We start from the raw sequence: 13832 nt of genomic DNA, 5'->3' as shown, positions 1-13832 counted from the left end.
GATTCTACCGTAACGGCCGTTCCGGCCGCGCCGCCCTGACCCGCTTCCCTCAGTGTGCGCCAGCACGCGCCAAGATGGCTTCCAGCTGCAGGATGTCGAGCGGCTTGACCAGGTGGTGGTCGAAGCCCGCTTCCAGCGAGCGCTGGCGGTCGCTGTCCTGGCCATAGCCGGTCACGGCGATCAGCAGCGCGCCGGCGGTCGCCGGCTGGGCCCGCAGGTGGCGGGCCAGCGCGTTGCCATCCATGTCGGGCAGGCCGATGTCGAGCAGGCACACGTCCGGCGCGAACGCGGCGGCGCGCGCGATGGCCGCGTGCGACCCGTGCTCGACGGCAACCTCGTGGCCGGCCGCTTCCAGCAGCATCGCCAGCAGCGCGGCGGCATCGACGTTGTCGTCGACCACGAGGATGCGCAGCCGGCGCGCGGCCGCCGTCCCCGTGCCGTTGCCGGCAACCGCGGCAGCGCCGTCGTCCTGCCGGGCGGCGGCGCGCGGCAGGCACACGGTGAAGGTGCTGCCCCGTCCCGGCCCCGCGCTGTGGCAGCGCACCGTGCCGCCGTGCAGTTCGACGAGGCTGCGCACCAGCGCCAGGCCCAGTCCGAGTCCGCCCATCGACCGGTCCGAGGTGCGCTCGCCCTGGGTGAACAGGTCGAAGGCGCGCGCGGCCAGCTCGGGCGTCATGCCGATGCCGTCGTCCTCGACCTCGATGCGGATCTCGTGCGCGTGCACGTCCGTGCGCAACTGGATGTGGCCGCCCTCGTCGGTGTACTTGGCGGCATTGCCGAGCAGGTTCGTCAGCACCTGGACCAGGCGCTTCTTGTCGCCCATGACTTCGGCCGCCTGCGGCGCCAAGCGCAGGTCGAGGCGGTGGCGCCGTGCCTGCACCAGCGGCGCGACCTGCTCGACGGCGTCGGCGGCGATCTGGCTCACGTCCAGGCGTGTGCGCTCCAGGTCGACCAGGCCGCGCGTCACGCGCGACACGTCCAGCAAGTCGTTGATCAGGTGCGTCATGTGCTCGACCTGGCGGGCGATGATGCGGCTGGTGTTGCGCATGCGCTCCGGATCGAGCTGGCCCATCTGCAGCAGCTGGGCCGCCGCGCCGATCGGCGCCAGCGGATTCCTCAGCTCGTGCGCCAGCATCGCCAGGAACTCGTCCTTGCGCTGGTCCGCCTCGCGCAGGCGCTCGGCCAGCTTGCGGTCGCCGATGTCGAGCACCACGGCGACGACGCCGCTGGATGCCGTGCTGCCTTCCGCGCGCACCGGCGCCACCGCCTTGCTGACCCAGGCCGCGCTGCCGTCGGCGCGGCGATAGCGGTTCTCCAGGTTGAACGGGCGGCCGTCGGCGGCCAGGCGCTCGAGCAGCGCCCGGTTTTCGCCGGCATCCTCGTCGTGCACCAGCTCCAGCAGCGAACGTCCGAGCAGGTCCTCGCGCCGGTGGCCGACGATCTCGCAGTAGCGGTCGTTCACGCGCACCAGGCGCCAGTCCATGTCCGCCTCGGCGATGCCGGCCGCGTTCTGCGCGAAGAGCGAGGCGACGTGGGCCTCGCTCTCGCGCAACGCGGCGCGGCTGCGTCCCGCCTCGATTTCCGCCAGAAGCGCCTGTTCGCGTGCCTGGGCCGCGCGGCGCTGGCGCGCCAGCGTGACGGCGCCGTCGACGCGGGCGCGCAGCTCGCGCGCGCTGAACGGCTTGACCATGTAGTCGTCCGCGCCGGCATCCAGGCCCTCCACGCGGGCCTCTTCGCCGGCGCGCGCGGACAGCAGGATCACGACGACGCCGGCCGTGGCGGGATCCGCGCGCAGGGCCTGCAGCAGCGCGAAGCCGTCCATGTCCGGCATCATCACGTCGGACAGCACCAGGTCCGGCAGCGGACCGGCACGCACCGCGGCCAGCGCCGCCGCGCCGTTGCCGCAGGCATCGACGCGGTAGCCCGCTTCCGCCAGGATGCGCGCGACGTAGCCGCGCATGTCCGCATTGTCGTCGGCCAGCACGATGCGCGCGCCCGCATGGTCCGGCACGGATGCCGGCGGCAATGCCTCGGCCGCGCCGCCGACCCAGCCGAGCGCTTCCTCGACCCAGGCGCCGGCGCGGGCGGGCGCAGGTGCGTGCGCATGTTCGGGCGCGGCGGGCGCCGCATGCAGCTTCTCGGGCGGCAGGTGGGCATTGCCGAACGGGATGCGCACCGTGAACACGGTGCCCTGCCCGACCGCGCTGCGCACGCCGATCGTGCCGCCGTGCAGCTGCACCAGCTCGCGCACCAGCGACAGGCCGATGCCCGTCCCTTCCACCGAGCGTCCGCGCTGCCCCTCGACGCGGTGGAAGCGGTCGAAGATGCGCGGCAGCTCCCCGTCCGGGATGCCGACGCCGCTGTCGGCCACGGCCAGCTCCGCGGCGCCGCCGTGGGCCCGCAGCGCCACGCCGATCGCGCCGTCGAGCGTGAACTTGAACGCGTTCGACACGAGGTTGAGCACGATCTTTTCCCACATCGCGCGGTCGATCCAGACGGGCTCCGGCAGGGTCGGGCAATCGATCTGCAGCGCCAGCCCCGCGCGCTCGCAGGCCGAGCGGAAGTTGCTGGCCAGGTCGGCCGAGAAGGCACCCAGGTCGGTGGGCACGAAGTGGGCGTCGTCGCGCCCCGCTTCCAGGCGGCTGAAGTCGAGCAGGCCGTTGACGAGGCGCAGCAGGCGCTGGCCGTTGCGCTCGATGAGCTGCAGGCGCTCGCGCACGCCGCCGTCGGCCCCGTCCAGCAGTTCGCCCAGGGGCGCGAGCATCAGCGTCAGCGGCGTGCGCAGCTCGTGGCTGGCATTCGAGAAGAACACCGTCTTGGCGCGGTCGATCTCGGCCAGCTGCTCGGCGCGGCGCTTCTCGACCTCGTAGGCCTCGACGTTGACGAAGGCGGTACTCATGTGGGCGGCGATGCGTTCGAACAGCGTCGCGTAGTCGCGGTCCAGGCGCCGGCGCGGACTGAGCCCCGCCACCAGGAAGCCGTAAGGGGCGTCGCGGCGCGCGCTCAGCACGGGCACCACCAGCGCCTCGTCCAGCGGCTCGGGCCAGGGCGTGCCCGGCACGGCGCCGCCGGTGCGCGCCGCGAGGCCCTGTACGGGCACGGCCTGGCCGCCCTCCAAGGCTGCGGCGAACGGCCAGGTGGCGGCGCCGTCCAGCGCCGCCTCGGCGGGCACGAGCTCGTCGCCGATGCTGCCGGCGCGGCCGGCCAGCGTCACCGTGCCGGCCGTCGCGTCGTACAGGTAGGCGAGCACGAACGGCGCCTCTTCCGGCATCTGGGACAGGACCGCGGCCGTGCTGGCGCAGACCTCGGCGGCGCCGCGCGCGTTCGAGCTGTGCTCGGCCACCTGGCGCAGCAGGCGCTCGCGGCGCTCGGCCAGCACGCGGTCCGTCGTTTCCGTCACCGCCGTGAAGATGCCCTCCACCGTGCCGTCCTCGCCGCGCACGGGCGAATAGCTGTAGTAGAAATAGCACTCTTCGACGTAGCCGTAGCGATTCAGCGGCAGCAGCTGGTCCTCGGACCACGTCGCCTCGCCCGTCGCCATCACGTGGTCGAACATGGGGCCGATGATGTCCCAGATCTCGGACCAGACCTCGAATCCCGGCCGGCCCAGCGCCCACGGATGCTTCTGTCCGGGCACGGGCGCCCAGGCATCGTTGTAGATCAGCGCGCGCGTCTCGCCCCAGTACAGCACCATCGGAAAGCGCGAACCGAGGCAGATGCTGACGGCCGAGCGCAGCGCGGGCGACCAGGTGTCGATGGGGCCGAACGGCGTAGTCGACCAATCCTTGGCGCGGATCAGGGCGGCCATTTCGCCAGGGAAACTCAGGAAGGGGTAGCGGGAGTGGAGGTCGTCGGACATGCGCAAGGAGAGGTTGTGGCCCGCGTACGGGCCAGGGCGGGCTGCCAGTCCAGCAGCCGCGACAATGACGGTATTCTGACATATCCGCCCCCATGCATATATAGCTGAATTGTCGAGTCCGAAGGCAGCGATTGACATATGTTCTGGATTGCAACATCATCGTTCCATGCCCGCGCCCCGCCGCCATGCCGTCTTCGTGCTCGCCTGGATCCTGTTCTGGGCGCTGATGATATTGGTGGCCGTGCAGGACTACATCCGCAACGAACACGGCAGCGCCTTGTGGAAGCCGGTGCTGTGGGAAGGCTCGTCCGCCCTCGTCACCACCGTGCTGGCGCTGATCCAGGTGCGCGGCTCGCGCGCCGACGACCGCCTGCTCGGAACGCCCTGGCGCTGGTTCGCGCGCCAGGCGCGCTGGCTGCCCATGTACTGGATCGCCTTCGTGCCGCTGGCGTTCGGCCTGCGCCACGGCGTGTACGCCCTGGCCGGCGAGGTCTACCACCACGATCCGCCGGCGCGCCTGTTCCTGTACGAATCGATGAAGATCTCGATCTTCGTGGGCCTGTTCACCGTGATCCGCTTCGGCATCAAGTCCTGGCGCGCGCTGCTGGAAGCGAAACTGCGCGCCGAACAGGCCAACGTGCTGCTGGCCGAGGCGCGCCTGCAGCGGCTTGGCCAGCAGATGCAGCCGCATTTCCTGTTCAACGCCCTCAACACGATTTCCTCGCTGATGCACACGGACGTCGACAAGGCCGACGCCACCCTCGTGCAGCTGTCGGACGTGCTGCGCGCGGCGCTCGCGCTGGGGGAGCGCCACCAGGCGCCCCTGCGCGACGAGCTGGCGCTGGCGCGCGGCTATGCCGGCGTGATGGCGGCACGCTTCGGCGCGCGCGTGGAACTGGAATGGCACATCGACGATGCGCTGCTGGCGCGCGACGTGCCGGCGATGACCCTGCAGCCGCTGCTGGAAAACGTGTTCAAGCATACGGTGGAGCGGCGCCGCGGCCTGACGCGCATCGCCGTTGGCGCGGCGCGCGACGGCGATGCGCTCGTGCTCAGCGTGGAAGACGACGCCGGGCGGCTGCAACCGTCCGCCCTGCCGGCACCGGCGCATGGGGAAGTCGGAGCGCAAAGAGAAAGCGTGGCTGCCGCCGCGTCGATCGACGGCGGCTACCGCGGCGGCATCGGCCTGGCCAACCTGCGCGCGCGCCTGCAGGCGCTGCATGGGAAGGAGGCCAGCCTGACGCTGGCCGAGCGCGCGGGCGGCGGCGTGCGTGCCGAGGTGAGGCTGCCGTGCGCCTCCTGATCGTCGACGACGAAGCCCCGGCGCGCGCCCGGCTGCGCCGCCTGCTCGACGGCCGCGACGGCATCGCCGCCGTCGAGGAAGCAGCCGACGGCATCGAGGCGCTGGCACGCATCGAGACGTTCCGGCCGGACGCGCTGCTGCTCGACATCGAGATGCCGGAGCTGTCCGGCATCGAACTGGCCGCCTCGTTGCCCGAGCCGGCGCCGCTGGTCGTGTTCGTGACGGCCTGGGACCGCTATGCGCTGCAGGCGTTCGACGCGCGCGCCATCGACTACCTGCTCAAGCCCTGCGACGGGCCGCGCCTGGAACGTGCCCTTGCGCGCCTGCGCGAGCGGCTGCGGGAACGCACGGCGGCCCGGCTCCCCGCCACGCCACCGGCGGCTGCGTTGCCCGCGCTGCCGCTGCGCCAGCTGCTGGTGACCGAACGGGGCGTCACGCGCGTCGTGCCCATCGCCGACATCGGCTGGATCGAGACGGCCGACAACTACGTCGTCCTGCACACGGCGGGCGGCAGCCCCCTGCTGCGCCAGACATTGGCCGGGTTGCTCGAACGCCTGGGCCCCGGCTTCGTGCGCTGCCACCGGCGCGCGGCCGTGCAGCTGTCCTGGATCGAGCGCGTGGTCGCGCTCGACAAGGGCGATGGCGAACTGCTGCTGCGCGGCGGCGCGCGTGTCCCATACAGCCGCCAGTACCGCGCCCAGGTCCTCGAACGCCTCTGACGCCGCGGCCGACACACGATCACGAAAGCGCTTGACAGCGAAATATGACGGGAATAATATGAGCTCCATCATATTTCGTCGAGGCCGCCATGCCCACCGATGCCAGACAAGCCCGCCGCCAGCAATCGCACGAACGCATCCTCGATGCGACCGCGCAGCAACTCTACCGTTCCGGCATCGCCGGGGTCGGCGTGGCCGACGTGATGCGCCAGGCCGGCCTGACGCACGGGGGCTTCTATGCCCACTTCGCCTCGCGCGACGCGCTGCTGGTCGAGGCCGTGGAACACGCGGGCCGGCGCAGCAACGCGGCCCTGGCCGAGCGCCTGCGCGGACGCGCGGGCGCGGGCAAGTCGCCGCTGCGCCTGCTCGTCGAGGAATACCTGTCGGAAGCCCACATGGCCAGCATGGAAGCGGGTTGCACCGTCGCGGCGCTGGGTTCCGAGATGGCGCGCAGCAGCGACGGATTGCGCGAAGCCTCGGCCGGACGCGTGCGCGCTCTGGTCGATCTCGTGCGCGACGCCTTGCCGCCGGGCAGCGGCACCGACAGCGCGACGGTCATCGCCGCGACCATGGCCGGCGCCATCCAGATGGCACGGGTGCTCGGCAAGGACAAGGGCGGCCCCGACATCCTGCGCGCCTGCTCCGCTTCCCTGCTGGCGCAGTACGACAGGGGGCAGTACGACAGCGACACCCCCGCCCGCTGAATGTTTGCAAGGCCGGCCGACGCGCCGGCCTGTTTTTCGACCCCAGATATGACGCACGTCATATTTTTTAATGAAACCGCTGAAGGAGCATGCTATGAAACTCGAAAATGCCGTGGTACTCGTGACGGGCGCCAACCGTGGACTCGGCCTGGAATTCGCCCGCCAGGCACTGGAGAAAGGTGCGGCCAAGGTGTATGCCGGCGCGCGCGATCCTGCCTCCATCACCCTGCCGGGCGTGGTGCCGGTCCGCCTGGACGTCACCGATCCCGCGCAGGTCGCGGCCGCGGCCGCCGCCTGCGGCGACGTCACGCTGGTGGTCAACAATGCCGGCATCGCTCAGCCGGGCAGCCTGCTGGACGCCGACAGCATCGATGCGATGCAGCGCATGCTCGACACCAACGTGTTCGGCGTGCTGCGCGTGAGCCAGGCCTTAGCGCCCGTGCTTGCCCGCAACGGCGGCGGCGCCTTCCTGAACGTGCTGTCGGTGGCGAGCTGGGTCAGCAGCCCGTTCCTGCCGGCCTATGCCGTGAGCAAGTCGGCCGCCTGGAGCCTCACCAACGGCCTGCGCCTCGCCCTGCGCGAACAGGGCACGCAGGTGCTGGGCATGCACGTGGGCTTCATCGACACCGACTTGACCCGCGGCATCGACGTGCCCAAGCTGCAGCCGGCGCACGTGGTGGAACGCACCTATGCCGCGCTCGAGGACGGCCAGAAGGAAGTGCTGGTCGACGAGCTGTCGCAGAAGATCAAGCTCGGCGTGGCCGCCGAGCCCGGCATCTACCTCGACATCATCCAGCGCTGAGCGCCGGCGCCCGGCCGGTGCCGGCCGGGCGGATACGCTTACTTGGCGGCGTCCTGGATCTTCTCGCCGGCGCGCTCGACGGCACGGCCGGTCGCCGCGGTGGCGTTGCTTGCGCCTTCCTTGACGTTCTGCGCCGCTTCACGCGATTCCTGGCGCACTTCGGCGCCGGCTTCGCGCGATTTCTCGGCGGCGCGGTCGGCGGCGGCGTCGATCTTGGCACCGGCACGGTCGGTCGCGGCATCGATGCGGTCGCCGGCGCGTTCAGCGGCGGCGTTAGCCTCGGCGGCGCCCTGGCGGGCTTCGGTCGCGACTTTCGCGCCGGCATCGTCGATGGCCTTGCCCGCTTCCTGGGCCGGACCCGTGTTCGGGTTGTTATCGGCCTTGTGGCAGCCGGTGGCCAGGGCGGCGACGGCGAGCAGCATGGCGGCGAAGGTGGTCTTGTTCATGGTGGTGGCTTTCATGTTGATCTCCTTGAAGAATGTTGTAATTTAGATTACACGTTTCTGAGAAAACGTGGCTCACGATACGTACGCCGTGCTCGCCTGGCGTGCGCGCATCCGGTTCGCCCCCGCATGCACCCGGTCCGCCACATTCCGCTCGCCCGCGCGGACACGGGGGCCTAGTCTCGACGGCATCGACCACCACCGGAAACGCCGCCATGTCCACGACCGTCCCGCCCGTCGCCCACCAGGGCCGTTACTTGTTCCTCGACTGGGTCCGCATCCTCGCGTTCTTTGTCCTGATCGTCTACCACGTGGGCATGTACTACGTGTCCTGGGGCTGGCACGTGAAGAGCCCGGATGCCGGCCGCGGTCCGGAGCCGTTCATGCTGCTGTCCGCCCCGTGGCGCCTCGACCTGCTGTTCCTGGTGGCGGGCGTGGCGTCCGGCTGCATGCTGGCACGGATCGCCCCGGGCCGCTTCCTGCGCCAGCGCAGCTGGCGCCTGCTGGTGCCGCTGCTGTTCGGCATGCTCGTCATCGTGCCGCCCCAGTCCTACTTCGAGGTCGTCGAGAAGCTCGGCTACGACGGCGGCTACGGCGCCTTCATGCGGCTGTACACGAGCGGCTACCACGGCTTCTGCCGGGATGGCTGCCTGATGCTGCCGACCTGGAACCATCTGTGGTTCGTCGCCTACCTGTGGACCTATACGCTGGTGCTGGCCCTGCTGGCGCTGGCGCTCGGCCGCCGCTTCGAGGGCGTGCTGGCGCGCCTGGCCGCGGGCGCCGGTGCCTGGCTCACCGGCTGGAAACTGATCGTGCTGCCGGCCGCCGTGCTGGCACTGGCACGCCAGCTGCTGATCGCGCGCTTCGGCGAAACCCATGCGCTGGTCGGCGACTGGTACCTGCACGCGAAGTACCTGCCCATGTTCCTGTTCGGCGTCCTGCTCGCACGTGTGCCCCAGGTATGGGCGCGCATCGAGGCGCTGCGCTGGCGCTGCCTGGCCCAGGCGCTCGGCGGCTGGGCCGTGGCAGTGCTCTGGTGGGCGCTGCCGGATGATGCCGTCGGCGCCGACCTGATGCCCTGGCTCCTGCCCGTCATGCGCTGCGTCCACGGCTTGCTGGCCTGGTCCGCCATCCTCGCCGTGTGCGGCTTCGCGCGCCGCCACCTGGACCACGACGGCCCGGCGCGGCGCTACCTGACGGAGGCCGTGTTTCCCGTCTACATCCTGCACCAGACCCTGATCGTGACGCTGGCCCATGCGTTCAAGCCCCTGCACCTCGTAGCCGGCGTGGAGGCCATCGTGCTGGTCGTGCTGACGGCGGTGCTGTCCTTTGCCGGCTTCGAGCTGGTGCGCCGGGTGGCCGTGCTGCGCCCGCTGTTCGGCCTCGGCGCTGTTCCGCCGCGCACCGCACAGCGGGCCGTGCCGGTGGCGGACGCCGCGTGAACCTGCGGGCGGCGCGGGCGCGCGGACGAATCAGTGCGTCGCGGTCGTGCGCTGCGGCTGCTGGGTGCCGGACGAGGACAAGGACGAGGACGAGGACGCCGCCGGAGAGGAGGACATGGCCGGGGACGAGGACGAGTGCTGGGCCGCTTGGACCGCGCGTTCGCCCTCCGACTGCAGGGCGGCGGCGCTGCCGTCGCGCTCGAACGGGTCGCTGAACTGGCGCAGCGCCTCCTGCTGGCTGCGCAGGCCGCGTTCGGTCTCCTCGCTGGCCGTGCGGGCGACCTCGTCGGCCAGGGCGCGCGCCGTGCGGGTCGTGTTCTGCACGTGCTGCTCGGCCACGCGCGCCAGGTCCACCTGGGCGTCGGCGGCCAGGCGCGAGATGTGCTGCTGGTAGGCCCGCAGCTTGTCGGCGGCCGGCTGGGTGCGCGCGGCGGCGGCGCTCAGCAATTCGCCCTGGTGGTCGGCGCTCAGGACCTTCTGGCCGGCCAGCGTCGTTTCTTCCAGCATGGTCTGGGCCAGCTGGATGTTCAGGCTGACCATCTGCTGGAAGGAGTTGAAAAAGGATTTCGAGATGTCGTTCATGAAGGCGGTCTGGGCGTCCAGGTGGGTGCGGACGGCCGGGCTCACGGACTGCGCGAACGGATACGGATACATGCGGTGCCTCCTCGGTGTGAATTGTCCATGGGTTGTCGGACCGTGGCGCCGGCATGGCAGGCGCCACGGGAGCTCACAGCCTAAGGTTGCGCCGGCCTCGCCGCTTGATCTGGACTAATCGTGCCGGGCTTGCCATTCGCCGGGTCCGGCCGAGGCTGGCGCGATAATTGCATCGGCACCCGTATCTGAACTCGTCCGGGAGCCCCCATGTTTTTGCCTAACGATGTGATTCAGTATGCCGGTCCGCTGCGTACGATCCGGGTGTTGTGGATCGACCGCCCGCGCGCCCTGGCCTATACCTTCGAGCTCGGCCTGGCCCATAGCCAGCCGCGTACCCATCCCCTGGCCACGCTGGTCGAGGACGTGCAGGAGGGTCGCGCGCGCCTGCTGCTGCACGACCCGTACGCCGCTCCGCCGCCGCCGCCGCTGCTGCCGCAGAAGTACCGCGACCTGCAGAACAAGGCCTGGGACATCGTCAGCGCCCTGCAGGCGCAGGTGCCCGGCCTGTACCAGCCGCGCGAGCGCGCCGCCATGGTGGCGCGCTGCGCCGAGGAGTACGGCGTGTCGCGTCCCAGCGTGCTGCGCTACCTGCGCCGCTTCTGGGAACGGGGCCAGACCGTGGATGCCCTGCTGCCCGACTACGGCAACTCGGGCGCCCGCGGCAAGACCCGCGGCGTCAGTGCCGGCGTCAAGCGCGGGCGCCCGCGCAAGTCGGGCGACCATCCGGGACTGAATACGGATGCCGACATGCGCGCGACCTTCCGCGCCGCGGTGGCGCGCTACGCGGCCACGCATCCGGAGTTCTCGCGCCGTGCCGCCTACCGCCAGATGCTGGCCGACTACTACCGCGGCCACGCGCCCGACGCCGTGCCGACCTTCGGCCAGTTCAACTACTGGCTGGACAAGGACGGCGCCCCGCCGCAACGTTCCGCCGCCCGCCGCAGCGCTTCCCCAGCCGCCGCAGCGGTGCAGTCTGTCATGCGCCTGTAACTTTCCAGTGCGCCCCGGCCCATGATGGTGCAGCGCCGCAAAGCGGGCCGGGCGTGCCATTTTCCCCTATCGAGATCGCATGGGCTTACCCGCTACAGGTGCGTCTTTCGTGCGCTGCAAAACAAAGTCTGATTTGCAATAAATAAAGTACGCACCTGATTCCATTGCGCACTCGTACCGACGTTCCTCCAGCGGGGCACAAAACAAACATTATTTGAAAATAGGTGCTTACGACGAACTTACATCCTGTCCGGATCGTAGCTCACTTTATTTTCTACGTAGATTTATCCTCCGGAATCTGCCTTGCTGGCACGGCTATTGCTGAAACACAAACTGAAGAAGAAGTGTTCCTGCAATAACCAGCCGAGGTGCGGATGAAACGTTTGACAAGGTCGCTGACGCGACGCGAATTCCTCCACCGGGCCGCCGCAGTCGGCGGTTCCGCCCTGTTACTCAACACGATGAACGCCTGGGGCATGGGCATCGCCTCCCGCGCCGGGACGCCGCCGGCCCTGTCGGGCAGCGGCAAGGGCAAGAAGGTCGTGGTGCTCGGCGCCGGCCTGGCCGGCATGACGGCCGCCTACGAACTCGCGAAGCTCGGCTACCAGGTCGAGGTGCTGGAAGCGCGCAGCTTCGCCGGCGGCCGCTGCCAGACGGCGCGCAAGGGGTTCAGCCTGCAGGAGCTGGGCGGCGAGATGCAGACCTGCCGCTTCGACGAAGGCAACTACATCAACCACGGCCCGTGGCGCATTCCCCTCGACCACCAGTCGACGCTGTACTACACGCGCCAGTTCGACATCCCGCTCGAGGTCATGGTCAACGACAACGACCACGCCTGGGTCTACATGGAAGATGCGGGCCCGCTGTCGAAGCAGCGCCTGCGCGCCGCCCAGGTCAAGGCCGACATGCGCGGCCACGTGGCCGAGCTGCTGGCCAAGTCGGTCCAGGCCAAGAGGCTCGACGCCAGCCTCACGCCGGACGACCAGCGCCTGCTGCTCGACTACCTGGAGCACGAGGGCGCGCTGCGCAAGACGGACCTCGTCTACCGCGGGCGCAACGGCCGTGGCTGGGCGGTGCCGCCGGGTGCAGGCCTGAATCCCGGCAAGCCGTCCGATCCGCTCGGCTTCCACGAGCTGCTCGCGTCCAAGGTCGGCAAGGTCTACAGCGCGGTGCAGGAATTCCCCATGCACGCGACCATGTTCCAGCCCGTCGGCGGCATGGACCGGATCGCGCAGGGCTTCGCCAAGCGCCTGGGCAAGAAGATCCGCTACGGCACCGAGGTGCAGTCGATCCGCCAGTCGCCGGACGGCGTGACCATCGCCGTCAAGGACGTCAAGAGCGGCAAGCTGTCGCAGGTGAAGGCCGACTGGTGCCTGTGCGCGATGCCGCTGTCCGTGCTGCGCACCGTCGACAGCGATTTCTCGGACAACTTCAAGGCCGCGATGAAGTCGGTGTCGTATGCGCCGGTCGGCAAGATCGGCCTGCAGATGAAGCGCCGCTTCTGGGAAGAGGACGACCAGATCTACGGCGGCCACGTGCTCACCGACATGAAGGGTATCAACACGATCTCCCTGCCCTCGTCCGGCTGGCAGACGAAGAAGGGCGTGGTGCTGGGCTACTACCACTATGCGCTCGATGCGATCGAGGTCAGCGCCCTGTCCCCCGCGGAGCGCGCCGAATTCGCCGTCGCCGCCGGCGAGAAGATCTTCCCGGCCTACCGCGACGCCTACGAAAACGCCTTCTCCGTCGCCTGGCACCGCGTCCAGTACAACCTGGGTGGCTGGGCCGAATGGGACGAGGCCGGCCGCGAGAAGGCCTACCCGACGCTGCTGGCCGGCGAAGGCCGGGTCATGCTGGCCGGCGAACACCTGAGCTACCTGACCGGGTGGCAGGCCGGCGCCATCGAATCGGCCTGGCAGCAGATCGAACAACTCCACAGGAAAGCCAACGCATGACCTTCAGCACGCACCTCGCACACGTCATCCATGCAGCCTTGCTCGGCACGGCCGCGCTGCTCGCCAGCGCCCCCGCCGGGGCCGACACGATGGACGGCAAGACCCTGTTCGCCAAGAACTGCGCGGCCTGCCACCAGGCCAACGGCAAGGGCATCCCGGGCGCCTTTCCCGCACTGGCGGGCAATGCCTTCGTGCAGGGCGCGCCCGTCGACGTGGCCACCGTGCTGCTCAAGGGCCGCGGCGGCATGCCCGATTTCTCGGGCAGCCTGAACGACGGCGACATCGCCCAGGTACTGACCTACGTGCGCAGCAACTGGGGCAACAATGCGCCCGCCATCACCGAACAGGAAGTGGGCGCCCAGCGCACCGCCCTGGGCGTGGGGCCCGCCACCAGCAGCCGTTTCGGCAACAAACACTAACCACAGAGAGAACCCATGAAGAAGCCATCGATCGCGCTGCTGTCGTCCACCGTGCTGCTGCTGTCCGCCATCCTGCCCCTGACCGCCGGCGCCCAGGACATCGTGCGCCACAAGCTGCCGAACTCCGACTTCCCCATCGCCCAGGCCGTCACGATTCCGCCGGGCGCCACCATCCACTTCATCAGCGGCCAGGTGCCGCCCACCGTCAACAAGGGCGCCGACCCGAATTCCCAGGCCGCCTTCGGCGATATGAAGACCCAGACCGTCGGCGTGCTCACCAAGATCCAGGACATCCTGAAAGGCATGGGCCTCTCCATGGGCGACGTCGTCAAGATGCAGGTCTTCCTCGTCGGCGATCCGGCCAAGGGCGGCAAGGCCGACATGGCCGGCTTCATGGAAGGCTATACCCAGTTCTTCGGCGGCAAGCAACCGAACCTGCCGGCGCGCGCGGCCTTCCAGATCGCCGCGCTGGCCAACCCCGGCTGGCTGGTCGAGATCGAGGTGGTCGCCGCCAAGAAATAAGCTCCCACGCTTCGCCGTTT

The 13832-nt window shown here is 69.9% G+C and carries 12 protein-coding genes; 9 read left to right on the top strand and 3 right to left on the bottom strand.

The annotated features are described in order from the left end of the window. Positions 1-49 precede the first annotated feature (49 nt). Positions 50-3859, bottom strand: a complete 3810-nt coding sequence (locus tag ACI1V7_RS03165) for an ATP-binding protein (RefSeq protein ID WP_404530311.1) — start codon at positions 3857-3859, stop codon at positions 50-52. A gap of 166 nt (positions 3860-4025) precedes the next feature. Here ACI1V7_RS03165 and ACI1V7_RS03160 point away from each other — a divergent pair, with 166 nt between their 5' ends. From ACI1V7_RS03160 to ACI1V7_RS03145, 4 genes are all read left to right on the top strand, one after another. Beyond that, on the top strand, positions 4026-5162 hold the full coding sequence (locus tag ACI1V7_RS03160) for a sensor histidine kinase (RefSeq protein ID WP_404530310.1): 1137 nt from the start codon (positions 4026-4028) through the stop codon (positions 5160-5162). Continuing rightward, a complete protein-coding gene (locus ACI1V7_RS03155; RefSeq protein WP_404530309.1) occupies positions 5150-5881 on the top strand; it encodes a LytR/AlgR family response regulator transcription factor in 732 nt (243 codons plus the stop codon). Before ACI1V7_RS03160 ends, ACI1V7_RS03155 begins: the two co-directional genes overlap by 13 nt. 89 nt (positions 5882-5970) lie before the next feature. After that, positions 5971-6585 carry a TetR/AcrR family transcriptional regulator gene (locus tag ACI1V7_RS03150; RefSeq protein WP_404530308.1) on the top strand — a complete coding sequence of 205 codons (615 nt, stop codon included), beginning with the start codon at positions 5971-5973 and terminating at the stop codon, positions 6583-6585. 94 nt (positions 6586-6679) lie between these two features. Next, complete coding sequence (locus ACI1V7_RS03145) at positions 6680-7387, top strand: SDR family oxidoreductase (protein ID WP_404530307.1); 708 nt, start codon at positions 6680-6682, stop codon at positions 7385-7387. Positions 7388-7425: 38 nt separating this feature from the next. Here ACI1V7_RS03145 and ACI1V7_RS03140 read toward each other — a convergent pair whose 3' ends face one another. Beyond that, positions 7426-7848 carry a hypothetical protein gene (locus tag ACI1V7_RS03140; RefSeq protein WP_404530306.1) on the bottom strand — a complete coding sequence of 141 codons (423 nt, stop codon included), beginning with the start codon at positions 7846-7848 and terminating at the stop codon, positions 7426-7428. A 197-nt stretch (positions 7849-8045) separates the two neighbouring features. On the opposite strand from ACI1V7_RS03140, the gene ACI1V7_RS03135 reads away from it, so the two are divergent. Continuing rightward, entirely contained in the window at positions 8046-9272 is a 1227-nt protein-coding gene (locus tag ACI1V7_RS03135) for an acyltransferase family protein (protein ID WP_404530305.1), read from the top strand. A gap of 30 nt (positions 9273-9302) precedes the next feature. Here the strand turns inward: ACI1V7_RS03135 and ACI1V7_RS03130 are convergent, their stop codons facing one another. After that, positions 9303-9926, bottom strand: coding sequence for a phasin family protein (locus ACI1V7_RS03130; protein WP_404530304.1), 624 nt, complete (start codon positions 9924-9926; stop codon positions 9303-9305). A 207-nt stretch (positions 9927-10133) separates the two neighbouring features. Here ACI1V7_RS03130 and ACI1V7_RS03125 point away from each other — a divergent pair, with 207 nt between their 5' ends. The 4 genes from ACI1V7_RS03125 to ACI1V7_RS03110 all read left to right on the top strand — a co-directional run bounded on the left by ACI1V7_RS03125 (position 10134) and on the right by ACI1V7_RS03110 (position 13812). Further along, a complete protein-coding gene (locus ACI1V7_RS03125; protein ID WP_404530303.1) occupies positions 10134-10916 on the top strand; it encodes a hypothetical protein in 783 nt (260 codons plus the stop codon). A gap of 374 nt (positions 10917-11290) precedes the next feature. After that, on the top strand, positions 11291-12871 hold the full coding sequence (locus tag ACI1V7_RS03120; RefSeq protein WP_404530302.1) for a flavin monoamine oxidase family protein: 1581 nt from the start codon (positions 11291-11293) through the stop codon (positions 12869-12871). After that, entirely contained in the window at positions 12868-13290 is a 423-nt protein-coding gene (locus ACI1V7_RS03115; protein WP_404530301.1) for a c-type cytochrome, read from the top strand. The genes ACI1V7_RS03120 and ACI1V7_RS03115 overlap by 4 nt, the downstream gene beginning before the upstream one ends. 15 nt (positions 13291-13305) lie before the next feature. Beyond that, positions 13306-13812, top strand: coding sequence for a RidA family protein (locus ACI1V7_RS03110; RefSeq protein WP_404530300.1), 507 nt, complete (start codon positions 13306-13308; stop codon positions 13810-13812). Positions 13813-13832 lie beyond the last annotated feature (20 nt).

The organism is Massilia paldalensis, assembly GCF_044901715.1.
In the GTDB taxonomy this organism is placed as follows: Bacteria; Pseudomonadota; Gammaproteobacteria; order Burkholderiales; family Burkholderiaceae_D; genus Telluria; species Telluria paldalensis.
Note: the sequence above shows the minus strand (reverse complement) of the source record. Positions and strands in the feature narration are given on the sequence as shown.